We start from the raw sequence: 22698 nt of genomic DNA on the forward strand, positions 1-22698 counted from the left end.
GCTGCGGGCTCAGCCCCGGGCTCAGGCCCGGGCGACCACGCCGTGCTGCTCGAGCAGGGCGAGGAAGGCGGAGACGTCCGCGGCGATCGACTCGGGGGCCATGCCGGCGGCGCGGGCGACCTCGGCCACGAGGTCCTCCTCCGTCCACGGGGTGAGCGGGGGAGCGGCGATGTCCTCCGCCGGGGTGCGGCCCTCGACGAGGACCTCCCACACGAGCGAACCCGTGGCGCTGAGGCGCAGCGGGATGCCCGCGGCCATGCCCATCACGACGGCGTCGTCGTCCGCCGTGCGCGTCCACGCGGTGTCTGGGTCCACGCGCCACGTGGCGGGGGCGGCGGCGGCGGTCGCGGTGTTAGCGGGTCGGAGCTGCTCAGCGGCCACGGGACACGGCCTTCTCTCGGATCCATCCGGCCAGGGCGCCAGCGCGGTGGGCCTGCTCGCGGAGGATGTCCGCGCGCGTCGGCGGGCGACCGAGCCGCATCTGGAGGTGGGGCCGGTTCACGGGGAGGGTGTGCAGCACGAGCGCGGCCCGCTCGCGGGTGGACTCGGCCGCGCGCCAGCGCGTGGTGAACAGCTGCATGCCGCTCTCCTGGGAACGGAGCGCGGTGAAGAGGGTGAGGTCGTGCTCGTCCATGCCGGCGGCGTCCTCGTCCGTGGCCACGTGCCACGCGGCCGTCGCACCGAGGACCTCGGCCTGCTCGCGCACCTCCGTCCATTCGGGATCACTGAGGGTCTCGCGGAGGTGGGCGACGTCGGCGGCGCCGCGGTAGGGGTCCCGCGCACCGTGCACCAGCACGATGAGGCGCTGGTGGCGCAGGCTCGGGACGGGCACGGCCCTGCCGGCGATGACGCGCGTGCGGTGTTCGGCCCAGAGCTGTTCGAACGTCCGCTCGTCCGAGGATCCCAGCCCGGGGAAGAGCCGGTGGACGTCCACGTAGCCGAGGTGGTCGTGCCACAGGGTGGCGGCGTGCTCGAAGATCGAGCCCTCCGAGAACGCGGCGACCGTGTTCCAGCCCTGGTCCGTCAGCAGGTCCAGGACGTGCTCCGCCTCCGACGGGTGGACCAGGAGGTCCACGTCCGAGCTGGAGCGAGCCTCGCGGTAGACGCCGGGATCCATGGCGTAGCCCTTCACGTGAAGCCCGCGGACCCCGTTCTCCTCGAGGATGTGCGCGATGCGCGCGTGCGCCAGGTGGACGCGCGCGCGAAGCTCGAGGGGCGGCACGGCATCGACCTGGGAGGAAGGGGAGACGCCGGTCATAGATCTCAGACTAGTGGAGCGAGTGGGGAGCGGTGGTGCCCGAATGTTGCCAAGTCGTTACCGTGTTTTCCACCGGGTCGCTAGTGGCATCCGTGGTATCCGTCTAGACTCCTGAATGGAGCTCCACAGCTGAAACACATGTATCGGCGGTGCAGGGCTCTCTACGGCTGGACCTCCTCGACGGCGTTCCGGCCCTCTAGACCTCGACCCGACCTGAGTGAGCTCCACATGAACACCCCCTCTTCCATCTCCCGCCGCAAGGTGACCACTGGCATCGCCTGGTCCGTCCCCGCCGTGGCCGCGGTTGCCGCGGCCCCCTTCGCTGCCGCGTCGCCGGTCATCTGCCCCGAGGTCTCGGGTGTCGGCGGCGCCATCAAGTTCCCGGGCAACAGCAAGATCAAAGGCATCAAGCAGGCCTACGGCTTCGACGTCACCCTCACCAACGACACCTCCGAGACCATCGTGATCTCCGGCGGTTCCGCCTACATCGAGTTCACGAAGTTCGGCAACAAGTCCGGTGCCCCCCTGCTCTACACCGCCGATCCGTGCAAGGGTGGCGTGCCGATCGAGTCCGGCAGCGACTTGCTGACGCTCGAGCCCGGTGAGAAGCTTCCGTTGTTCTTCGTCGTGAACGACACCGGCAACTCCGCGAACGACTCCGGTTGCATCTACGCCACCTTCAACGTCTCTCTCGTCGGTGGCCAGCCGGTCGACACCGATCACTGCGAGGTCATCGTCGTTCCCAAGGTGTGCTTCAACGACACCCCGCCGCAGGGCTGCTGATTCCAGCACTCTCGATGGAGGGCCCCGCCACCCGGCGGGGCCCTCTCGCGTCGCCCCACGGATGGGCAGTGCGCGCTGGACTGGGGCGCAGACGGCGGGGCCGGTTCCCCTCGATGGGGAACCGGCGCCACCCACAAGGCCCAGGTCCAAGTCAGCCGACGGCGTGCGATCCCGCCGCGGGAGCCTCCGGATGCGGGGGAGCCGGCTGGGCGGACGCATCGCGTGCCACCCGGGCGGCCCGGCGGCCTGAGCGGGCGAGCCGGGACTGACGCGGCGCCTGGTAGTACGAGTCGTACGAGTCACCATGCGCGGAGTAGCCACCGCCGTAGTAGTCGGCGCCGACGCCGGAGGTGGGCGTGCCGTTGAGCACCACGCCGAGCACGCGGGCGTTCACCCCGCCCAGCATGTCCCTGGCCACCTGGAGGTGGTCCTTGCGCGTCTTGCCGTGGCGGACCACCAGCACCGTGCCGTCCACGGCGGCGGCCAGCAGGGTGGAGTCGGTCACGGGGAGCACCGGCGGGGCGTCCACGAGAACCATGTGCGTCTCGGCCAGCGCCGCAAGGAGCTGGCGCATGCGCTCCGAGCCGAGCTGCTCGGAGGGGTTCGGGGGCGTGCGACCGGCCGGCAGGAGCAGGAGGCCGTCGTCGCCCACGGGATGCAGCACGTCCTGGAGCTCCACGTCCCCGTTGAGGACCTCGGAGAGGCCCACGCGGCCCTCCACGCCGAACTGGCTGGCCTGGCGGGGGCGGCGCAGGTCGGCGTCGATGAGGATGACCGGCTGGCCGGCCGCGGCGATGGCCAGGGCCAGGTTGCCGACGACGGTGGACTTGCCCTCACTGGGGTTCGAGCTGGTGAAGGCGATGGTGCGCGGCGGGTCGTCCACCGCGGCGAAGCGCAGGTTGGTGCGCAGCTGGCGGATGGTCTCGGCCGCGCGGGGAGAGAGCTCCATGATGCGGGAGGTGCGCTCGGCCTTCAAGGTCTTGTCCTGCGGGATTGCGCCCAGCAGGCCGGCGCCCGCGCCCACCTGAGCGTCCGTGGTGGTGCGCACGTTCACGTCCAGCATCCGGCGCAGGAAGGCGATCGCCAGGCCGATGAGCCCACCGATGGCCAGCCCGTACAGGATGTTGCGGAGATGGTTGGGGCTGGAAGGCACGGTGGGTGCGAGGGCGTCCTCCAAGGCCGTGACCTCCACGTTGGAGGTCGGATCCAGGTTGTTGGCCACCTCGGCCGTCGCCACGAGGGCCGTGTTGGCCAGGTTGGCCGCGTTCGTGGCGTCCGGTGCCGTCGCGGACACGGTGATCAGGTTCGAGCCGGCCACCACCTCGGCGCTGAGGCGGGCCCCCCGCGTGTCCAGGCCCTCGGTCTGCGCGATGCGATCGCGCACCGTGCGGCTGTTGATGAGCGGGATGTAGGACTGCGCCCGGGTCTGGGCCGTCTCCGTGCCGGAGATGCTGGCCTCGCCCTGCACGGTGACGAACCCCGTGGAGGTGGCGGTGTACAGCGTGGGCTGAAGGAGGGAGTACACGAGCCCGGCGAGGGCGCCCACGGTGAGGCACACCAGGAGCACCAGACGGTTCGCGCGCAGGACCTTGAAGAAGTCGAGGATGTTCATGGTGCCCCTGATCGGAGGGATGACGGCTCAGCTCACTCTAACAAGGAGCACAGGTGGGCCACCTCCGCCACTAGGCTGGGCCGTGCGGCGCGGGCCGCCGGCTCGCGAGGGCAGGGCACGGACGAGGAGGGCACGGATGGCGGTGCAGCACCACAGCGCGGGGCCGCTGGAGACGGACCCCCGCCTCGCGGCGGTCTACGCGGCCCGGGCTGAGCAGGCCCGGCGCACTGCGCGGGGCACGTCGGCGTGGACCAGGGAGGACGACGAGCACGCGCTCGAGCGGGTCCCGCTGCGGATCCCCGAGCTGCTCCTGGGTGCACTGCTGGCCATGGAGGTGTTCGCCATCCCCGTGGGTGGCACGCGCATTCCCCTCAGCGAGCTCGCCATGATGCTGCTCCTGCTGCTCGCCCTGTGCCGCCGAGCCACTCGGGACGCCTCCGACCTGGGCGTCGCCGCCCTCGCCGCGGGTGCGGTGGCCCTCTTCCTCGCGGTCGTCTCGGTGTCCGTCGGCATCGAGGATCTCGCGTGGATGCGCCGCCTCGTGCGCATCAGTGCCCTGGCCGCCCTGGTGGGGTGCTTCGCCGCGCGGCGCCTGGACCTGCGCTCGGTGCTGTGGGGCCTTCTGGCGGCGATGGCCGTCAACGTCCCGCTGTTCTACGCGGGCGTGGTGCCCGCACCGTACGGCAGCTACCTCACCGGCTTCCTGGGGGACAAGAACGTGGCCGGCCTCTACTACGCGGCCATGCCGGTGCTGGCGGTGGCCTTCGTCCGGTCCCCGCAGCGCCGCTTGATGGTGCTGGCGGCTGCCGCGCCGTGCGTCTTCCTCACGGGCTCGCGCACCTCGATGGCGGGGTTTGCCTGCGCGGTGCTCTGGATGTGGCTCACCCCGCGTCTGGGGCCGGTCTTCCGAATCCTGATCCTGGCCGCCATGGGCTGGGCCGTGACCTTCGCCGAGGAGAACCTCGCCCAGCTGAGCGTCTTCGGCGACCGCACCGGCACGGACCAACTGCGCTCCTGGATCCAGGACGCCACGGCGGTGAAGGCGGCGGAGACCCCGTGGTTCGGCCGGGGCCTGACCGAGGCCTACGTGACCATCGACGATGCCACGTGGCACTACCACAACTCCTACGCGGGTCTCTTCACCGAGGGCGGCTACGTGCTGGTGATCGCCGTGCTCGCGGCCTACCTGTACTTCGGCCTGCGGGTCTTCACCACGCGCCTCCGCACGCCCTCCCGCGTGGCGGTGGAGGCCGCCACCGCGGTCATCTTCGTCACCGCCGCCCAGCTCGGCGAGGTCTTCCTGACCATCCCGGGCATGCTCATCCTGGCCACCGGTGCGAGCCTGGCGCTGCAGGAGAAGGACGCGCCGCTCGAGACCGAGGTCACCGAGCGGCAACGGGCGAAGGTGCTCCACGACGCCCGCGCCCGCTGGGGCTGACGGCGGCGGCGGCCGAGTGACGTCGGCCCGGCCTCAGCCCCGCTCGCCCCGCCTCGCCTGGCTCAGGGCGCCCGCCTCAGCTCTGCGTGCCCGCGCCCCCCACGGCGCGGGCCACGGCCTGCGCGATCGCCTCGAGCGTCGGGTCGAGTGCGTCCGCCATCGCCGCGTAGCCGGCCACCGGCCCGCGGAAGGGATCCGGGAGGTCCAGCGGCTCGCCCGTCAGGGCGTCCCGCCGCGCGGCCCAGGCCGTGGTCAGGGCAGGCAGGCCGCCCGCGTCCGGGAGGTCCGTCCCGGCGGCCAGTCGCCCCGCCTCCAGCAGCGTGTACGCCCGCCGCACGGCTCCCGGCTCCTCGCGCAGCACGGCGCCCAGGTGGGCCTCCGTGGCTGTCAGCACGAGGTCCTGCCCCGCCAGCACCCGCGCGGTCAGCTGCCGCGGCCGGTGGCTCAGGAGCGCGTCCATCACCCCGCTGCTCGGCGCCAGGTGAAGGATCTCGTCCGGCACGGCCAGCGCCTGGTTCGGCCCCGTGCCCGCACTCCTCACCTCGGCGCGGCCGGAGCCCAGCAGCTCGTCGAGCCGCGCCTGGAGCACGTGCTGCGCGTAGGCCGAGCGGCAGATGTTGCCCGTGCACACCGTCAGGATGCGCACGGGGGCGGCACCGGTCGCACCGGCCGCGTCGTCGTCGGAACGGTGCGCATCGCCGTCGGGCGTCGGCGCGCCGAAGGGGGAGCGGATGGGCGGTCGGGCGGTCCAGCTCATGGGGCGATCCTTTCGGGGCGAGCCTCCCCGCGGCCAGGGGCGGGCAGATCAGACGCCGAAGGGCGTCCTCCGCGGCACTGCGGTGGACGCCTTTCGGCGGTGTGAGGCGGGGGTGCCGCCCTCAGGGACGGGGTCAGTGACCGCGCGACGCGCCCGCCGCGGTCGAGCCGGCGGCGCCGTGCGTCGTGGTGGTGCCCACGGTGTGCGTGGCGACGGCCGGGGCGCCGTGGATGGACTGCGTGTGCAGGGTGTCGCCGCGGCCCAGGATGCCCTGCGGGATGAGGAAGGCGATCGTGGCCAGCGCGAGGGCGATCAGGCCCGCGAGCCACGCGTTGTCCAGGCTCCAGAAGCCCATCGCGTACAGCGAGCCGAGGAACAGGCCGAAGCAGAGCAGGAAGAGGAGCACGGAGCTGCCGACGCCGCCCGCGTTCGAGTGGTCGATGGCCTTGCCGTTGCGGATCACGTCATAGCTCCTTCAGCTGCTGGTCTGTCCCCGGAGTCGCTCGGGGGGGGGTTCAGTCGTCCCCCAGGATAGCAAGTGCGGAGCTCGCGCCGATGCGGGTCGCGCCCGCCGCGATCATGGTCAGCGCGTCGGCGCGCGAGCGCACCCCGCCGGACGCCTTCACGCCCATGTCCGGGCCCACCGTGCGTCGCATGAGCGCCACGTGCTCGGCGGTGGCGCCGGCCGTGGAGAAGCCCGTGGAGGTCTTGACGAAGTCCGCACCGGCCTCGGCGGCGGCCTCGCACGCGAGCACGATCTGCTCGTCGGTGAGCAGGGCGGTCTCCACGATCACCTTGAGGAGCGCGCCGCCCTCACCCGCGGGGCCCATGGCGTGCGCGGCGTCGGCCACGGCGCGGATGTCCTGCACCAGGCGCTCGCGGTCACCGGCGCGGGCGGCGGCGACGTCGATCACCATGTCCACCTCGTCCGCCCCGTCCTTGATGGCCTGCGTGGCCTCGAACGCCTTGGCCGCCGACGACGTGGCGCCCAGCGGGAAGCCGATGACGGTGCAGGTCAGCACGTCGGAGCCCTCGAGCGCGGCGTGCACGCGGGGCACCCACACCGGGTTCACGCAGACGCTCTTGACGCCGGCCTCGCGGGCCTCGGCGACGAGGCGGTCGATGTCCTCGGCGGACGTCTCAGGCTTGAGGGCGGTGGCGTCGATGTACTGGGCCAGCTCGGCGGTGGACAGCTGCGGGAGCGCGGTGTCGGTCATGCGGGCCAGCCTATCCGGGGCGCATGACCGACGCCCTCCGCGGAGGCAGGCAGACTCGCCGCTTCACTTTCTGGAAGCGGCGAGTCTGCCTGCCTTGGGGGTGCGGGGGTGTGGGGGCGTGGGGGTGCGGGGGTGCGGGGGTGTGGGGGTGCGGGGGTGCGGGGGTGTGGGGGCGTGGGGGTGCGGGGGTGCGGGAATGTGGGGGCGTGGGGGTGTCGGGGTGGAGGCGAGGGGCCTCCTCATCCCCCGACGAGCGCCGCCACCTGCGACCGCAGCCGCTCGAGCCGCTCAGCTGCCGCGTCCGGGTCCGCGTCCCGCGTGCCGAGGTAGCACTTGAGCTTGGGCTCCGTGCCGGAGGGGCGGATGAGCACGCGCGTGCCCGAGTCGGTGGCGAACAGCAGCGCGTCGGTGGGGGGCAGGCCCGCGCCGCCCTCGGCCAGGTCCCGGCTCACGGTCACCGGCTCGCCCGCGAGCTCGGCGGGGCCCCGCTCGCGCAGCGCGGCCATCGTCGCCCCGATGATCGACAGGTCCTGCACCCGCACGGACACCTGCGCGGCCGGCATCGCGCCGGTCACCGCGTCGACGGCGGCCAGCGCGTCGGCCAGCGTGCGCCCGGAGGCCGCGAGGTCGGCGGCCAGCTCGCACGCCAGCAGCGCGGCGGTGATGCCGTCCTTGTCCCGCACGAGGTCCGGGGCCACGCAGTAGCCGAGCGCCTCCTCGTAGCCGTAGCCGAGCTCGGGGGCGCGCGAGATCCACTTGAAGCCGGTGAGCGTCACGTGATGCGCCACCCCCTCGGCCTCGGCGAGGACGGCCAGCTGCGGAGCGGAGACCACGGAGTTCGCGGCGCTGCGACCCGTGGCCCGGAGCTGCGGCATGAGGTGGGCCCCCAGCAGGGTCCCGACGGCGTCGCCGGAGAGCATCCGCCAGGTCCGGGCGCCGGCGCCGTCGGTGATCCGCACGCCGAGGGCGAGGCGGTCCGCGTCCGGGTCGTTGGCGATCACGAGGTCCGCGTCCTGCTCCGCCGCGAGGGCGAGCGCGAGGTCCATGGCGCCCGGCTCCTCCGGATTGGGGAAGGCCACCGTGGGGAAGGCGGGGTCCGGCTGCGCCTGCTCCGGCACCACCTCGACGTCGGCGAAGCCCGCCTCGGCGAGCAGCTCGGGGAGCACGGCCCCGCCCACGCCGTGCATCGGCGTGTAGACCACGCGCAGGGCGCGGTGGGGGAAGCGGCCCGGGTCCAGCAGGCCGAGCGCGGCCTCCCGGTAGGCCTCGAGCAGCTCCGGCCCGGCCAGCTCCCAGCCGTCCGCGGCGAGGGCGATGTCCGCGGGCCAGGCCTCGTGGTCGATCAGGGCGGCGATCTGCGCGTCCGCCGGGGAGACCAGCTGGGCGCCGCGCCCGGCGGCGTCCGTCATGCGCCCGCCGAGGTACACCTTGTAGCCGTTGTCCGCGGGCGGGTTGTGGCTCGCGGTGACCATCACGCCGGCGTCGGCGTTGAGGTGGCGGACGGCGAAGGCGAGCACCGGCGTGGGCAGCGCCGAGGGCAGCAGGATCACCTGCGCGCCGGCCGCCGTGAGCACCGCCGCCGTGTCCTGCGCGAAGGCGGCCGAGCCGCGCCGCGCGTCGTAGCCCACCACCGCGAGCGGGGCCGGGGCGTCCACCCCGAGCACCTGCCAGAGATGCGCGCCGAGCGCGGCCGCGGTGCGGCGCACCACGATCCTGTTCATGCGCGACTCGCCGGGGCCCTCCTCCGCGCGCAGCCCCGCCGTGCCGAACGCGAGCGGGCCGGAGAACCGGGAGGCCAGGGAGGCCCGGGCGGCGTCGGCCTCCGGGCCGGTGCCCTCGGCGGCGTCCAGCTCGGCCCGCAGGATCTCCCGGTGCACGGGCTCCGGGTCCTCCACGGACCAGCGCTCGGCGAGGGCGACGACGCGGGGGTCCAGGGCGCTCATCAGATCCGCCCCACGATCTCGGCGAGCAGGCGCGAGATGCGCGGCCCGGCGGCACGGCCGGCCTCCACCACCTCGGCATGCGAGAGCGGCGTCTCGGAGATCCCGGCGCCCGGGTTGGTCACGAGCGAGATGCCGAACACCTCGAGGCCGGCGTGGCGGGCCGCGATGGCGTCGAGTGCCGTGGACATGCCCACGAGGTCCCCGCCGAGCGTGCGGGCCATGCGCACCTCCGCGGGCGTCTCGTACTGCGGGCCGGAGAACTGCACGTACACGCCCTCGGTGAGGGAGGGGTCCACCTCGCGGGCGATCGCGCGGATGCGCGGGGAGTAGAGGTCCGTGAGGTCCACGAACGTGGCGCCCACCAGAGGCGTGGCGCCCGTGAGGTTGATGTGGTCCGAGATCACCACGGGCGTGCCCGGGGCGATCGCCGGATCCAGCCCGCCGCACCCGTTCGTCAGCACGACGACGGACGCGCCCGCCGCGGCCGCCGTGCGGACGGTGTGGGCCACGTCCTGCGCGCTGCGGGACTCGTAGAAGTGGGTGCGCGAGCCGAAGACCAGGGCGTGCGTGCCGTCCGGCAGGCGCACGGAGCGGATCACGGCGCTGTGGCCCGGCACCTGCGGGGCGTGGAAGCCCGGCACGTCGGCCAGCGGCACGGCCGCCACCTCCTCGCCCAGCAGCGCGCCCGTGCCGCCCCAGCCCGAGCCCAGCACGACGGCGATGCGGTGCTCCGGCACGCCCGTCGCCTCGGCGATGGCCGCGGCGGCCTGCCGGGCCTCGGCGAAGCCGGGGTGGTCGTCGACGAGCCGGGACTCGCCGGCGACCCCGGGGGCGCCGGTCGTGGAGTCGGGTGCGGCCGGGGCGGGGGAGGAGGTCTGCTCGTTCACGCCGCCAGTCTAGGCGCGGGGCCCGGGGCCGGGCCCGGCTGCTGTGACTTTCCGGCCCACGGCGGACACAATGAGGACCGTGAGCGACGAGAACACGACCTTCATCCCCTCCCTGACCATCATCGGCGGCGGCCCCGGCGGCTACGAGGCGGCCATGGTGGCCGCCAAGCTCGGCGCCCGGGTCACCGTCATCGAGCGCCAGGGCATGGGGGGCTCCGCCGTCCTCACGGACGTGGTCCCGTCCAAGACCCTGATCGCCACGGCCGAGTCCATGCGTCGCGTGATGTCCGCCAAGGACCTCGGCGTGGACCTCGGCGGCGGCGAGCCCCGCGCGGACATGCTCGACGTGGACCGCCGCATCCTGGCCCTCGCCGGGGAGCAGTCCCGGGACATCGAGGCCGCCCTCACGGCGCTCGGCGTCCGCGTCATCCACGGCACGTCGCGCGTCGTCGGTCCCCACGAGGTGGAGGTGCGCCCCGAGGACGAGGCCGAGGGCGCCGACCGCGAGGTGATCACCTCGGATGCGATCCTCGTGGCCGTGGGCGCGAGCCCCCGCGAGCTGCCCACCGCCCTCCCGGACGGCGAGCGCATCTTCAACTGGAAGCAGCTGTACGCGCTGCAGGAGCTGCCCGAGCACCTCATCGTGGTGGGCTCGGGCGTGACCGGCGCCGAGTTCGCCTCCGCGTACGACCGCCTCGGCGCGGAGGTCACCCTGGTCTCCTCCCGTGACCGCGTGCTCCCCGGCGAGGACGCCGACGCCGCCGAGCTGCTCGAGCACGTGTTCCACGAGAACGGCCTGAACGTGGTGGGCCGCTCCCGCGCCGAGGCCGTCGAGCGCACGGAGACCGGCGTGCGCGTGCACCTCTCCGGCGAGGGCGCTGCGGACACCCCCGTGCTCGAGGGCTCGCACTGCCTCGTGGCCGTGGGCGGCGTCCCCAACACCGCGGGCCTGGGCCTGAAGGAGGTCGGCGTGGAGCTGACCGAGTCCGGCCACGTCAAGGTCGACGGAGTCTCCCGCACCACGGTGCCCAGCATCTACGCCGCGGGCGACTGCACCGGTGCGCTCGCCCTCGCCTCGGTGGCCGCCATGCAGGGGCGCATCGCCGTCGCGCACCTGCTGGGCGACGCCCTCAAGCCGCTGCGCCCGCACCTGCTGGCCTCCAACATCTTCACCTCCCCCGAGATCGCCACGGTGGGCGTCACCCAGGAGCAGGTGGACTCCGGCAAGTACCAGGCGGACGTGCTGCGCCTGGACTTCGCGACCAATCCCCGCGCCAAGATGCAGGGCGTGAAGGAGGGCTTCGTGAAGATCTTCGCCCGCCAGGGCTCGGGCACCGTGATCGGCGGCGTGGTGGTGGCCCCGCGGGCCTCCGACCTCATCTACCCGCTCGCGCTCGCCGTGACCCACAAGCTCCACGTGGACGACCTCGCGGACACCTTCACCGTGTACCCCTCCATGTCCGGTTCCATCGCGGAGGCGGCGCGCCGCCTGCACGTGCGCCTGTGAGCTGAGCGGTCCTCCACCCCCACCCCCACCCCCACCCCCACCCCCACCCCCACCCCCACCCCCACCCCCACCCCCACCCAGAGTGGTCACAACACGCCGCGTCGCCTTTCCGCAGGCGGCGTGTCGTGACCACTCCGGGACGGGACGGGACAGGTCGGGCCGGGCCGGGACAGGTCGGGCCTCCACCGACGACGGCGGCCGGTCACCTTCACGCTGGAAGGTGACCGGCCGCCGTCGTCTCCGGGAGGGGTCCTGGCTCACCGGGCCGCGCGGCGCTCCCGAGCGGAGGAGACGGTGTCCAGGTCCGCGTGCCGCGTCTCGGGGGAGAGGGCCAGGGCGACCATCGTGATCAGCGACGCCGCGGCGAGGTAGTAGCCGACGTACGAGACGTCGAACTTCTGCACCAGCCAGGCCGCCACGAACGGCGTGAGGGCCGCGCCGAGGATCGAGGACACGTTGTACGCGATGCCCGAGCCCGTGTAGCGCGTGTTCGTGGGGAACAGCTCGGGCAGGACGGCGGACATGGGGCCGAAGGTCAGGCCCATGAGCGTCATGCCGACCGCGAGGAACGCGACCATGAGCGGGACGTTCACCTCGGCGCCGGTGCCCATCGTGGCCGGGGCCAGCCAGAGGCCGAAGCTCAGGCCGAACAGGATCATGAAGCCGGAGACGGTCAGGAGGGTGGGCTTGCGGCCGAAGCGGTCCGCCAGCCAGCCGGACACCGGGATGAACGCCGCGAAGAACGCGATGCCGATCAGCTGCAGCACGAGGAACTCGGAGTACGGGATCCCGAGCATGCCGTTCTCCCGCTTGCCGATCGCGTAGGAGAGGATCCACGTGGTCATGAGGTAGAAGAGCACGTACGTGGCGTACATGACGAAGGTGCCGAGGATCAGCTCCCACCAGTTGCGGCGGAAGACCTCGCCGACGGGGGCCTTGACGCGCTGGTCGTTGTCCAGGGCGCGCTGGAAGACCGGCGTCTCCTCGAGGCGGACGCGCACGTACATGCCCACGGCCACCATGGCGATCGAGAGCAGGAACGGCATGCGCCACACCCACGTGAGGAAGGCGCCGTCCATGTCCGGGTTGGTGGAGTCGTGGTCGAAGCCGAGCACGAGCAGCAGGTACAGGCCGTTGGCCAGGAAGAAGCCGATCGGGGCGCCGAGCTGCGGCCACATGGCCGCCTGCGCGCGCTTGCCCTCCTTCGCGTACTCGGTGGCCAGCAGGGCCGCGCCGGACCACTCGCCGCCCAGGCCGAGGCCCTGGGTGAAGCGCAGGATGGTGAGCATGGCCGGCGCCCACAGGCCCACCTGGTAGTACGTGGGCAGCAGGCCGATGAGGAACGTGGCGATGCCCATGGTCAGCAGGGAGCCGATGAGCGTGACCTTGCGGCCCATGCGGTCGCCGAAGTGGCCAAACAGCACCGAGCCGATCGGGCGGGCCACGAACGCCGCGCCGAAGGTGGCCATGGAGGCCAGGAGCGCGGCGCCGTCATCGCCCTTCGCGAAGAAGATCAGCGGGAACACCGAGACGGCGGCCGTGGCGTAGACGTAGAAGTCGTAGAACTCGATCGAGGTGCCGATGAGCGAGGCCACGACCACGCGCGAGCGGGGCACGGGCGTCTCGTCGGGGGCGGCTACCGCGGGGGCGACGGCGGCCGGTGCGCCGGCGCCGGCGGGGCCGGCGGGTGTGCCGGCAGACGCGGCGGGGCCCGAGGGCGGAGTGGAGTGGGACATGAGAGCTCCGAGGGACGGACGGTCACCGAGGGTCGGATGGCCCACGATGTGAGATGGAATGTCCGCCAGTGTAGGAGTGGCGCGCTGACGTACCCTCACGCTGGCTGCACCTGTCCACCATGCGGACGGCTCGGCCACTGGGAATCGTGCGCCGACGCCTGCGGACGCGACGGCGCCTCGGCCAGGTGTCCGGTCCGGCGGCTCGGCCAGGGGTCCGGCGCGGAGGGATGGACCGACGCGTCGCTGTGCCCGGCGACCAGGTGGTGGGTCCCCGAAATGACATGGTCTATCCGGTCTAGCCCATGGCAATTGCCGGACGACCACCCTGGTCCGCCACAGGAGAGCCCTTACCCGCGGGGAGCGTGGCCGCGCCCGGACGCGGACTCAGCCTTCGGCGTCGATGGTGGCGAGCACGTCGCCGGCCTTGACCGTCTCGCCGGCCTTCACGCTCAACCCGGAGACCACGCCCGCGCGGTGCGCCGTGAGGGGCTGCTCCATCTTCATGGCCTCCATGACCACGATGAGATCGCCCTCGGCCACGGTCTGCCCGTTCTCCGCGGCCACCTTCACCACCGTGCCCTGCATGGGCGCGGTCAGCGCGTTGGTGCTGGGCGCCGTGGCCGCACCGGCGCGGGCTCCGCGGGGCCGACGTCGGCCCGCGCCGGCGCGCTGCGCGGCGCCCTGCACGGAGTGCATCGCGGCCGCGAACGTGGGCAGCGTGACGTCCACGCGCTTGCCGTTGACCTCCACCGTGACGGTGTGGCGGGCCTCCGGTGCGGCGGGGTCGGCGGGCGTCTGGCCGTAGGGCTCCAGGAGCGCGGCGAACTCGGTCTCGATCCAGCGGGTGTGGACCGAGACCGGTTCCTCGGAGCCGGCGAGCTCGGGCGCGAACGCCGGGTCCTTCACCACGGCCCGGTGGAACGGCAGCACCGAGGGCATCCCCGCGATCTCCGCCTCGCCGAGCGCACGGGCGGCCCGCTGGAGGGCCTGGCGGCGGGTGGCGCCCGTGACGATCAGCTTGGCGACCATCGAGTCGAACGCCCCGGAGACGGTCTCGCCCTCCAGCACGCCGGTGTCCACGCGCACTCCGGGGCCCGAGGGCAGGCGGAACGTGGTGAGGCGGCCGGGGGCGGGCAGGAAGCCGCGGCCCGGGTCCTCACCGTTGAGGCGGAACTCGATCGAGTGGCCGCGCACCTCGGGATCGGTGTAGCCGAGGGCCTCACCGCGGGCGAGGCGGAACTGCTCCCGCACGAGGTCGATGCCCGTGACCTCCTCGGACACGGGGTGCTCCACCTGCAGGCGCGTGTTCACCTCGAGGAAGGACAGGGTGCCGTCCTGGCCCACGAGGAACTCGCACGTGCCCGCGCCCACGTAGCCGGCCTCCTTGAGCAGCGCCTTGGAGGACTCGACGAGGCGGCGGTTCTGCTCGTCTGTGAGGAACGGCGCGGGCGCCTCCTCCACGAGCTTCTGGTTGCGGCGCTGCAGCGAGCAGTCACGCGTGGAGACCACCACGACGTCGCCGTGCACGTCCGCGAGGCACTGCGTCTCCACGTGGCGCGGCTTGTCCAGGAAGCGCTCCACGAAGCACTCGCCGCGGCCGAACGCCGAGACCGCCTCGCGCACCGCGGACTCGTAGAGCTCGGGGATCTCCTCGCGCTCGCGGGCCACCTTGATGCCGCGGCCGCCGCCGCCGTACGCGGCCTTGATGGCCACGGGCAGGCCGTGCTCGTCCGCGAACGCGAGCACCTCGGCCGTGCCCGTGGCGGGAGAGGTGGTGCCGGGGGCGAGCGGGGCGCCGACCCTCGTGGCCAGCCGGCGCGCGGAGACCTTGTCCCCGAGGGCATCGATGGCCGCCGGCGGCGGGCCGATCCACACGAGGCCGGCCGCCTCGACGGCGCGCGCGAAGCCGGCGTTCTCCGAGAGGAAGCCGTAGCCGGGGTGCACGGCGTCGGCGCCGGAGCGCTCAGCGGCGTCCAGGATCTTCTCCACGAGCAGGTAGGAGTCGGCCGCGGTCTCCCCGCCGATGGCCACGGCCTCGTCGGCGAGCTTGACGTGGAGGGCGTCGCGGTCCGGCTCGGCGTAGACGGCCACCGAGGTGAGGCCCTCGTCCTGGCATGCACGGATGACGCGGACGGCGATCTCCCCGCGGTTGGCGATCAGCACGCGGGAGAACGGCCGCGGGGTCCCGGCGTCGGTGGCGAGGGGGGCCTGGGGCGCGTCGGCGGTGCTCATGGGCTTCGGGGACTCCTCGGGGAAGACTGCGGAGGCAGCGGCACGGGCTGCCGCTGTTCATCAGCACCCTACTGTGGGTGGGGGAACCCTCACAGCAACCCGGTTCGGATCCGCTGGATCAGCGCCTGGTGTTGGAGGAAACCCACAATTCCGTGAAGGGGACGCCGAGGTGTTCGCACGCACCGCGCAGCCACGAGACCGAGAGGCCGATGACGGCGTTCGGGTCGCCGTCGACGCCCGCGATCAGCGCGGCCCCCGCCCCGTCGATGGTGAACGCGCCCGCGCAGAAGAGCGGCTCGCCCGTGGCCACGTAGGCGGCGAGGGTGGCCTCCTCCGCCGCGGCGAAGCGGACGCCGGCGGAGACGACCCCCGCGACGGCGGGAGAGCCGGACGCGGAGGCTGAGGGCATCACCAGCCCGAGCCAGTGACCGGAGTGCAGCGTCCCGGCTCGGCCGGCCTGGCCCCGCCAGCGCTCGAGTGCGACGTCGGGTTCGTAGGGCTTGCCGTAGGCGCGGCCCTCGAACTCGAACACGGAGTCGCACCCGAGCACGAGGGTGGGCACCGCGACGCCGTCGGCCGCCACGCGCGCGGCGACGTCCCGGCCCTTCGCCTCGGCGAGCAGCCCCGCGAGCTCGGCGGGGGAGGCGTCGGGGTGCTCGGCGCCCACGGCGTCCTCGTCCACGTTCGATACCACGACGCGGAACCCCACCCGGGCGCGCGTGAGGATCTCCGCGCGCCCGGGCGAGGCCGAGCCGAGCACCAGCTCGACCCGGCCTCCCGCGTCACCTCGTTCGGGGGAGGGCAGGCTCACGCCAGCGCGTCCCGGAGGGTGTCCAGGCCCATCGAGCCGAGCTTCAGCGCCCGCGTGTGGAACGCGCGGAGGTCGAAGTCGGCGCCCTCGCGCTCCTCGTGCTCGGCGCGGATCTGCTCCCAGATGCGCTGACCCACCTTGTAGGCGGGCGCCTGGCCCGGCCAGCCGAGGTAGCGCGTGAACTCGAAGCGGCGCTGGCCCTCGGAGATGTTCAGGTGCTTGGCCAGGAACGCGTAGCCGCGCTCCGGGTCCCACGCGCCGCCGCCCTCGGACTCGGGCATCTCGAAGCCGCAGTGGTAGCCGATGTCGAACACCACGCGGGCGGCGCGCATGCGCTGCATGTCCAGCATGCCGAGGTGGTCGCCCGGATCGTCGAGGAAGCCGAGCTCCTCCATGAGCCTCTCCGCGTAGAGCGCCCAGCCCTCGCCGTGGCCGGAGGTCCAGCAGAAGCTGCGGCGCCACAGGTTCAGGTTGGCCCGGTTCATCATGGCGGTGGCGATCTGCAGGTGATGGCCCGGCACGCCCTCGTGGTAGACCGTGGTGGTCTCCGCCCACGTGGTGAACTCGTCCTCGCCCGGTGGCACGGACCACCACATGCGGCCCGGCCGGGAGAAGTCGTCCGAGGGGCCGGTGTAGTAGATGCCGCCCTCCTGCGTGGGGGCGATCATGCATTCGAGTCGGTCCATCGGGGCCGGGATCTCGAAGTGCGCCTTCATGGCCTCGACTGCCTCGTCGGAGAGGCGCTGCATCCAGGCCCGGAGCGCGTCGGTGCCCTTGAGGGCGCGCTCGGGATCGGCGTCGAGGACGGCGCGGGCCTCCTCAATCGTGGCGCCGGGCTTGATCCTCTCGGCGTCCGCCTCCTGCGCGGCGATGAGGCGCGCGAGCTCCTCCTGGCCCCAGCGGTAGGTCTCCTCGAGATCGATCTCCGCGCCGAGGAACACGCGCGAGGCGAGGCGGTAGTGCTCGATTCCGACGGCGTCGGCCTCCGGCGCGTGCGGGCGCAGCTCGGACTCGAGGGCGTCCGCGAAGTCGCGGTAGGCCTGCGCACCGGCCTCGGCGCCGGAGCGGATCCGCTCGGCGAGCGCGGCGTCGACGACGTCGGCCTCCTGCGCGCGGGCGGTCAGGCCCGGGAAGAACCCGTCCCCGGTGCCGTGCGCGCGGGCCTGCTCGATGACGATGTCGATCTGGCGCTGCGCGGCCACGTGGCCCGAGTCCTTCGAGGCGATCAGCGACGCCGTGTACCCCGCGAGCGCGGCCGGCAGGTTCTCGAGGCGGCCGGCGATGTGCTCCCAGTGCTCGGCGGTGTCCGTGGGCATGAGGTCGAACACGGCCCGGATGCCCTGCGCGGGGGACGCGATGTTGTTCAGCTCGGTGCGGCCGGTCGCGTGGATCTCCCGCTCGAGGCCGATGCGCTCCTGCATGGCGGCCTTGGTGACGCGGTCGGTCTCGTCGGCCGGCTCGAGCGCTTCGAGGTCCGCGAGGAGGCGGGCGTTGAGCTCGTCGTCGGCGCGGGCGCCGGCGGGGGAGAAGTCCGAGTACTCGGACTCGTGGCCCGCGAAGCCGAGCTCCGTGGCGGTGTCCGGGTGCAGGGCGAGGTAGTCGGTGACGTACTGCTCGGCCAGGGCGTCGATCGCGGAGGGCGTGCGGGCGGCGCCCTCGCTCAGGGAGGTGTTCTGGGTCATACCCGGAACTCTAGGCCGTGCGTTTTCGTGCGCGAAACGGGAGCTCATGTCCCCGTCCCGTTCACGACGCCGGTCGGGTCAGGAGGGGCCCGCCGAGCGGCGCCACTGGTCCTTGCCGGGACGGGCCCACAGCCCGAGGTCGTCGCGGCGGCGCAGCGTGCGGTCCAGCCGCGGCGGTCGCGGCCGAGCCTGCACGGCCTGCGCCTCCTCCGCCCGCAGGTGCGCGAGCACCGCGGTCAGGGCCGCCATCTCCTCCGGGTCCAGCTCGGCGCCGGAGAGGCGCACGGCGTCGGCGGCGTCGCCGGCCTGCTCTCCACCGGCCTGGCCCGTGCCCCGGACCTCCTCGTCGCGCGCGCTCACAGCGGCATGTTCCCGTGCTTCTTGGCGGGCCGCGCCTCGCGCTTGTGGTGCGTGGCGCGCAGGGCACGCACCAGCTGGGCGCGCGTCTGGTGCGGGGCGACGACGGCGTCCACGTAGCCCAGCTCCGCGGCCTGGTACGGGTTCAGCAGCTCGGCCTCGTAGTCGGCCACGATCTGCGCGCGCCGCTCCTCCACGTCCCCGCCGGCCTTCTGGACCTCGGCGAGCTCGCGGCGGTACAGGATGTTGACGGCGCCCTGCGGCCCCATCACGCCGATCTGCGCGCTGGGCCAGGCCAGGTTGAGGTCCGCGCCGAGCTTCTTGGAGCCCATGACGATGTACGCGCCGCCGAACGCCTTGCGCGTGATCACCGTCAGCTTGGGCACGGTGGCCTCGGCGTACGCGTAGATCAGCTTCGCGCCGCGGCGGATGATGCCCTGGAACTCCTGGTCGGTGCCGGGCAGGAACCCGGGCACGTCCACGAGGGTGACCACGGGCAGGTTGAACGCGTCGCAGAACCGCACGAACCGCGCCGCCTTCTCCGAGGCCGCGATGTCCAGCGTGCCGGCGAACTGCATCGGCTGGTTGGCCACCACGCCCACGCTCATCCCGTCGAGCCTCGCCAGCGCCGTGATCACGTTGGGCGCGTAGAGCTCCTGCAGCTGCAGCACGTGGCCGTCGTCCACGATCGCCCCGATCACCTGGAGCATGTCGTACGGCTGGTTGGCCGAGTCGGGGATCAGCGCGTCCAGGCCGTGGTCCTCGTCCGTCGGCTCGAGGTCCACGGGCTGGTCCAGCGGCGCCTCGGCCAGGTTGTTGGAGGGCAGGAACTCGAGCAGCTCCTGCACGTACGCGATCGCGTCCTCCTCCGACGTCGCCATGTAGTGCGCCGTGCCGGAGACCGCGTTGTGCGAGCGCGCGCCGCCGAGCGTCTCCATGTCCACGTCCTCGCCCGTGACGGTCTTGATCACGTCCGGGCCGGTGATGAACATGTGGGAGGTCTGGTCCACCATCACCACGACGTCGGTCAGCGCCGGCGAGTATGCCGCGCCGCCCGCGGACGGCCCCATGATCAGGGAGATCTGCGGGACCATGCCGGAGGCCAGCACGTTGTTCCGGAAGATGTCCGCGAACTGGGCGAGCGAGGCGACGCCCTCCTGGATGCGCGCACCGCCGCCGTCGAGGATGCCGATCACGGGGCAGCCGTTGCGCGCCGCGAACTCCTGGACCTTCACGATCTTCTGGCCGTTGCGCTCGGAGAGCGAGCCGCCGAACACCGTGAAGTCCTGCGCGTACACGGCCACCTGGCGGCCGTCCACGGTGCCGAAGCCGCTCACGACGCCGTCGCCGGCCGGGTGCTTGGCGTCCATGCCGAACGCGGTGGTGCGGTGCACGGCCAGCGCGTCGAGCTCCACGAACGAGCCCTCGTCCAGGAGCATCTCGATCCGCTCCCGGGCGGTGTGCTTGCCCCGGCCGTGCTGACGCTCGACGGCGGCCGCGCCGCCGGGCGCGTCCGTCGCCTCGAGGCGGCGATGCAGGTCCGCGAGACGGCCGGCGGTGGTGGTCAGATCGGGATCGGACACGCGAGCTCCTGGGCTGATGGGCGGCCCGGGCGGGGCCCTGTCGAGCGGCCAGTCTACGGGGGAGGGCCCGGGGCCCCGACAGGAGGATTCCTCCAAGGCCCGCCGGATCGGCTCGTGCGCCCCGCCCGCACGGCGGCGGCCCGGTGGGCGTGTATATGTAGGGATCATGCAGGAACACGTCCCCGCAGCTCCCTCCCCAGCCGCCTCCGCCGCCCCCGCCCCGCCGCTGACGTGGCTCGAGTCCGTCGGCTCCACGCAGGACGACCTCCTGGCCCGCCTCGACCGGGAGGGCCACCGGCACGGCGCCGCCGTCGCCACCGCGGACCAGACCGCCGGCCGCGGCCGCCACACCCGCGTGTGGAGCACCCCGCCCGGCACCGCGCTCGCCCTCTCGGTCCATCTGCGCCCCGAGCCCGCCGGCGTCCCGCTCGTGCCCGTGCACCTCAGCTGGCTCTCGCTCGTGGCCGCCGCGACGATCGCCGAGCGCCTCGGAACCCGCGGCGTGGCCGCCCACGTGAAGTGGCCCAACGACGTGCTCGCCCCGGACGGGCGCAAGCTGTGCGGCGTGCTCGGCTCGGTGTCCCTCGCCGCGGACGGCAAGGGCCCCGGCGTCGTCGTGGGGATGGGCGTGAACCTGGACCACCGCGGCGCCGCCCCCGTGCCCACCGCCACCGACCTCGCGGAGTGGGCCGACGCCGGCCAGGTGCCCGAGCCGCGCGTGCTCGCCGAGGAGCTGCGCGACGCCGTGGTGGCCGCCGTGGACCGCTTCGCCGCCGCCGTGGCCGGCGAGGCCGAGCCCGTGGACGGGGATCACCCGGCCGTCGCCCCCGTGCTGCGCCGGCTCAGCACGGTGGGCCGTGAGATCCGGGCCGAGCTGCCCGGCGGGGACACCCTCGAGGGGACGGCCGTGGGCCTCGGACGCGGGGGGACGCTCCTGGTCAGGCCGCTCGCAGGGTCGCGTGAGACACTGCCCGCAGAGATCAGCGCGGGCGACGTCGTCCATCTGCGCGGCGACGTGCTGCGCGGACGCTGAGCCCGTGCCCCGGCGCGGGCACTGAAGCCGCAGGGAGTGGAGAGTGCGCCTGGAGCCCGGTGAACGCGTGGTGGTGCGCACCCGCGCGCATCCGCGCGTCCTGCTGCGCGCCGCCGCCCTGCTCGTGGGCACCGCCCTGCTCCTGGGCCTCGTCATGGGCGTCCTCGACCGCCCGGGCCTGCCGGGCCTCGTGGTCCGCTCCCGCTCGTGGCTGCACCTGCTCGCCTGGTCCCTGGCCGCGCTCGCCGTGCTGCTCGGCACGGTGCGGCCCTTCCTGCGCTGGCTCACCCGGCGCACGGTGATCACCACGCGCCGCCTCGTCCAGCGACCCGGCCTCGGCCGGGGCCCCGAGGCCGTCATGCCCCTCGTGTCCATCGCGGACGTGGTGCGCCGCGGCCGAGGCTCGGGCGCGGGGGATCTGCACGTCCGGTTCCAGGACGCCGGCCGCCAGGTCTACTGGCGGCTCACGGACGTCCCGGAGGCCGGCCGCTTCGAGGAGGCGCTGGCCGAGGCCACGCGTCGGGCCCGCGCGCAGTCGTGGCCCGCCCCGCACCCGTCAGGAGGCATCCGTTGACCCGCTCCCACCTGCCGGACACGGCACCGCTGCCCGTCATCCCGCCCGCCCGCGCCCCCGAGGCGAGGCCGGACGTACCCGTGACGCCGGACGCACCCGTGACGCCGGACGCACCCGTGACGCCGGAGAACCCTGCGACCACGGGCGCGCCCGGGCCGTCGTCGACCGCCGCCGCCGACCCCCGGGACCCGGTGCCCACCCCCGGCTGGACCGGCGCCATGCGCACCCTGGACGCGGGGCTCGTGGTGGGCCCGCGCAGCTACACCCAGCGGGAGATGGCCGACCGCCTGGGGGTCCCCCTGGCCACCGCTCGGCGCATCTGGCGGGCCCTGGGATACCCCAGCGGGAAGGACGGGGTCAAGGCGTTCACCGACGAGGACGCGCGCGCGTTCGGCGCCGTGCTGCACCTCATGCGCTCCGGCGCGCTGAACGAGGACACCGCCATCTCGCTCGCCCGCTCGATCGGCCAGCTGATGGACCGCATGGTGGTGTGGCAGATCGAGGCCCTCGTGGAGGACAAGATCGCCTCCGGGGGGATGTCCGACCCTTCGGCGCGCCGCGCGGCCGTGGACCTGCTGCCGGAGATCGTCTCCCCGCTCGAGGAGGCCATGGAGGTCGTCTACCGGCGGCAGCTGAACCGCGCCGTGCAGCGCCTCACCGTCCGCGTGGAGGCCGGCCTGGCCGCGAGCGAGCAGGGCCGCGACGGCTCGGAGCACGACGCCCCGCTTCCGCTCGCGCGCGCCGTGGGCTTCGCCGACATGGTCTCCTACACCACGCTCTCCCGCACGATGGACGAGCGGACGCTGGCCCGCATGGTGCAGCGCTTCGAGTCCCGGTGCGCGGAGATCATCTCCTCGGGCGGCGGCTGGCTCGTGAAGACGATCGGCGACGAGGTGCTCTTCAACGCCGAGTCGCCGGAGGCCGGTGCCACGATCGCGCTGAGCCTCTCCGAGGCGCTGGCCGACGACCCCGTGCTGCCCTCGGCGCGCGTCTCCCTCGCGTGGGGCCGCGTGCTCTCCCGCCTCGGTGACATCTACGGACCCACGGTGAACCTCGCCGCGCGCCTGACGTCGCTCGCGGATCCGGGTACGGTGCTCGTGGACGCCCTGACCGCCGCCGCCCTCTCGCAGGACGAGCGGTTCGTCCTCGTCCCTCAGCCGCCGAGGATCGTTCGCGGGTTCGGAGAGGTCCGCCCCTCCCTGCTCATGAGCGGTGCCACGCAGACCCTGCTCGTCGACTGATCCCCGGCCGGCCCCGCGTCGGCCGTCCCCGCCACCGACGGAACCCG

The 22698-nt window shown here is 73.6% G+C and carries 20 protein-coding genes; 6 read left to right on the plus strand and 14 right to left on the minus strand.

All coding sequences use genetic code 11. The annotated features are described in order from the left end of the window. Positions 1 to 21: 21 nt before the first annotated feature. Both AAG742_RS02950 and AAG742_RS02955 read right to left on the minus strand, forming a co-directional pair. Positions 22 to 381 (minus strand): PqqD family protein, encoded by a 360-nt coding sequence (locus AAG742_RS02950; RefSeq protein ID WP_248115488.1) that lies wholly within the window; start codon positions 379 to 381, stop codon positions 22 to 24. Beyond that, positions 371 to 1258, minus strand: a complete 888-nt coding sequence (locus AAG742_RS02955; RefSeq protein WP_298714235.1) for a nucleotidyltransferase family protein — start codon at positions 1256 to 1258, stop codon at positions 371 to 373. Before AAG742_RS02955 ends, AAG742_RS02950 begins: the two co-directional genes overlap by 11 nt. A 228-nt stretch (positions 1259 to 1486) precedes the next feature. Here AAG742_RS02955 and AAG742_RS02960 point away from each other — a divergent pair, with 228 nt between their 5' ends. Next, positions 1487 to 2041 (plus strand): hypothetical protein, encoded by a 555-nt coding sequence (locus AAG742_RS02960; RefSeq protein WP_248115490.1) that lies wholly within the window; start codon positions 1487 to 1489, stop codon positions 2039 to 2041. A 151-nt stretch (positions 2042 to 2192) separates the two neighbouring features. Here AAG742_RS02960 and AAG742_RS02965 read toward each other — a convergent pair whose 3' ends face one another. Continuing rightward, positions 2193 to 3653: a polysaccharide biosynthesis tyrosine autokinase gene (locus AAG742_RS02965; RefSeq protein WP_298714238.1), complete on the minus strand. Its 1461-nt coding sequence runs from the start codon at positions 3651 to 3653 to the stop codon at positions 2193 to 2195. Positions 3654 to 3789: 136 nt separating this feature from the next. Between AAG742_RS02965 and AAG742_RS02970 the strand changes: the two genes are divergently transcribed. Next, positions 3790 to 5091 carry an O-antigen ligase family protein gene (locus AAG742_RS02970; RefSeq protein ID WP_248115492.1) on the plus strand — a complete coding sequence of 434 codons (1302 nt, stop codon included), beginning with the start codon at positions 3790 to 3792 and terminating at the stop codon, positions 5089 to 5091. A 76-nt stretch (positions 5092 to 5167) separates the two neighbouring features. Here the strand turns inward: AAG742_RS02970 and AAG742_RS02975 are convergent, their stop codons facing one another. From AAG742_RS02975 to AAG742_RS02995, 5 genes are all read right to left on the minus strand, one after another. Continuing rightward, positions 5168 to 5848 carry a phosphotyrosine protein phosphatase gene (locus tag AAG742_RS02975; protein WP_248115493.1) on the minus strand — a complete coding sequence of 227 codons (681 nt, stop codon included), beginning with the start codon at positions 5846 to 5848 and terminating at the stop codon, positions 5168 to 5170. A gap of 133 nt (positions 5849 to 5981) precedes the next feature. Next, on the minus strand, positions 5982 to 6311 hold the full coding sequence (locus tag AAG742_RS02980) for a hypothetical protein (protein ID WP_298714241.1): 330 nt from the start codon (positions 6309 to 6311) through the stop codon (positions 5982 to 5984). A 52-nt stretch (positions 6312 to 6363) separates the two neighbouring features. Continuing rightward, positions 6364 to 7065 (minus strand): deoxyribose-phosphate aldolase, encoded by a 702-nt coding sequence (gene deoC, locus AAG742_RS02985; RefSeq protein ID WP_298714244.1) that lies wholly within the window; start codon positions 7063 to 7065, stop codon positions 6364 to 6366. Between the two features lie 239 nt (positions 7066 to 7304). Continuing rightward, entirely contained in the window at positions 7305 to 9008 is a 1704-nt protein-coding gene (locus tag AAG742_RS02990; protein ID WP_298714247.1) for a phospho-sugar mutase, read from the minus strand. Then, complete coding sequence (locus tag AAG742_RS02995) at positions 9008 to 9763, minus strand: purine-nucleoside phosphorylase (protein WP_298714281.1); 756 nt, start codon at positions 9761 to 9763, stop codon at positions 9008 to 9010. The genes AAG742_RS02990 and AAG742_RS02995 overlap by 1 nt, the downstream gene beginning before the upstream one ends. A 202-nt stretch (positions 9764 to 9965) precedes the next feature. Between AAG742_RS02995 and AAG742_RS03000 the strand changes: the two genes are divergently transcribed. Continuing rightward, positions 9966 to 11402, plus strand: a complete 1437-nt coding sequence (locus tag AAG742_RS03000) for an NAD(P)H-quinone dehydrogenase (protein ID WP_298714249.1) — start codon at positions 9966 to 9968, stop codon at positions 11400 to 11402. Positions 11403 to 11659: 257 nt separating this feature from the next. On the opposite strand, the gene AAG742_RS03005 is transcribed toward AAG742_RS03000, so the two are convergent. From AAG742_RS03005 to AAG742_RS03030, 6 genes are all read right to left on the minus strand, one after another. Then, positions 11660 to 13138: an MFS transporter gene (locus AAG742_RS03005; RefSeq protein ID WP_298711438.1), complete on the minus strand. Its 1479-nt coding sequence runs from the start codon at positions 13136 to 13138 to the stop codon at positions 11660 to 11662. A 384-nt stretch (positions 13139 to 13522) separates the two neighbouring features. After that, positions 13523 to 15370, minus strand: coding sequence for a biotin carboxylase N-terminal domain-containing protein (locus tag AAG742_RS03010; protein WP_298711441.1), 1848 nt, complete (start codon positions 15368 to 15370; stop codon positions 13523 to 13525). Positions 15371 to 15488: 118 nt separating this feature from the next. Then, on the minus strand, positions 15489 to 16181 hold the full coding sequence (locus AAG742_RS03015; protein ID WP_298711444.1) for a nucleoside triphosphate pyrophosphatase: 693 nt from the start codon (positions 16179 to 16181) through the stop codon (positions 15489 to 15491). Beyond that, a complete protein-coding gene (locus AAG742_RS03020; protein ID WP_298711448.1) occupies positions 16178 to 17863 on the minus strand; it encodes a DUF885 domain-containing protein in 1686 nt (561 codons plus the stop codon). Before AAG742_RS03020 ends, AAG742_RS03015 begins: the two co-directional genes overlap by 4 nt. 78 nt (positions 17864 to 17941) lie before the next feature. Beyond that, positions 17942 to 18223, minus strand: a complete 282-nt coding sequence (locus AAG742_RS03025) for an acyl-CoA carboxylase epsilon subunit (RefSeq protein ID WP_248118132.1) — start codon at positions 18221 to 18223, stop codon at positions 17942 to 17944. Then, complete coding sequence (locus tag AAG742_RS03030; protein WP_298711451.1) at positions 18220 to 19803, minus strand: acyl-CoA carboxylase subunit beta; 1584 nt, start codon at positions 19801 to 19803, stop codon at positions 18220 to 18222. The genes AAG742_RS03025 and AAG742_RS03030 overlap by 4 nt, the downstream gene beginning before the upstream one ends. 166 nt (positions 19804 to 19969) lie before the next feature. Here AAG742_RS03030 and AAG742_RS03035 point away from each other — a divergent pair, with 166 nt between their 5' ends. Genes AAG742_RS03035 through AAG742_RS03045 form a run of 3 tightly spaced genes read left to right on the plus strand, consistent with a single transcriptional unit; the run spans position 19970 to position 22651 of the window. After that, a complete protein-coding gene (locus AAG742_RS03035) occupies positions 19970 to 20836 on the plus strand; it encodes a biotin--[acetyl-CoA-carboxylase] ligase (protein WP_298711454.1) in 867 nt (288 codons plus the stop codon). A gap of 43 nt (positions 20837 to 20879) precedes the next feature. Beyond that, positions 20880 to 21410: a PH domain-containing protein gene (locus AAG742_RS03040; RefSeq protein WP_248118137.1), complete on the plus strand. Its 531-nt coding sequence runs from the start codon at positions 20880 to 20882 to the stop codon at positions 21408 to 21410. Beyond that, positions 21407 to 22651, plus strand: coding sequence for an adenylate/guanylate cyclase domain-containing protein (locus AAG742_RS03045; protein ID WP_298711457.1), 1245 nt, complete (start codon positions 21407 to 21409; stop codon positions 22649 to 22651). Before AAG742_RS03040 ends, AAG742_RS03045 begins: the two co-directional genes overlap by 4 nt. Positions 22652 to 22698: the final 47 nt, after the last annotated feature.

Origin of the sequence: Micrococcus sp. 2A (genome assembly GCF_039519235.1) — a bacterium.
Lineage (GTDB): Bacteria > Actinomycetota > Actinomycetes > Actinomycetales > Micrococcaceae > Micrococcus.

What these genes read in the sequence shown, in the direction of transcription:
- AAG742_RS03005 (WP_298711438.1), bottom strand. Translation starts at nt 13,138, where the DNA reads ATGTCCCACTCCACTCCGCCCTCGGGCCCCGCCGCGTCTGCCGGCACA.
- AAG742_RS02990 (WP_298714247.1), bottom strand. Translation starts at nt 9,008, where the DNA reads ATGAGCGCCCTGGACCCCCGCGTCGTCGCCCTCGCCGAGCGCTGGTCC.
- AAG742_RS02970 (WP_248115492.1), top strand. Translation starts at nt 3,790, where the DNA reads ATGGCGGTGCAGCACCACAGCGCGGGGCCGCTGGAGACGGACCCCCGC.
- AAG742_RS02955 (WP_298714235.1), bottom strand. Translation starts at nt 1,258, where the DNA reads ATGACCGGCGTCTCCCCTTCCTCCCAGGTCGATGCCGTGCCGCCCCTC.
- AAG742_RS02975 (WP_248115493.1), bottom strand. Translation starts at nt 5,848, where the DNA reads ATGAGCTGGACCGCCCGACCGCCCATCCGCTCCCCCTTCGGCGCGCCG.
- AAG742_RS02960 (WP_248115490.1), top strand. Translation starts at nt 1,487, where the DNA reads ATGAACACCCCCTCTTCCATCTCCCGCCGCAAGGTGACCACTGGCATC.
- AAG742_RS02965 (WP_298714238.1), bottom strand. Translation starts at nt 3,653, where the DNA reads ATGAACATCCTCGACTTCTTCAAGGTCCTGCGCGCGAACCGTCTGGTG.
- AAG742_RS03010 (WP_298711441.1), bottom strand. Translation starts at nt 15,370, where the DNA reads ATGAGCACCGCCGACGCGCCCCAGGCCCCCCTCGCCACCGACGCCGGG.
- AAG742_RS03000 (WP_298714249.1), top strand. Translation starts at nt 9,966, where the DNA reads ATGAGGACCGTGAGCGACGAGAACACGACCTTCATCCCCTCCCTGACC.
- deoC (WP_298714244.1), bottom strand. Translation starts at nt 7,065, where the DNA reads ATGACCGACACCGCGCTCCCGCAGCTGTCCACCGCCGAGCTGGCCCAG.
- AAG742_RS03035 (WP_298711454.1), top strand. Translation starts at nt 19,970, where the DNA reads ATGCAGGAACACGTCCCCGCAGCTCCCTCCCCAGCCGCCTCCGCCGCC.
- AAG742_RS03020 (WP_298711448.1), bottom strand. Translation starts at nt 17,863, where the DNA reads ATGACCCAGAACACCTCCCTGAGCGAGGGCGCCGCCCGCACGCCCTCC.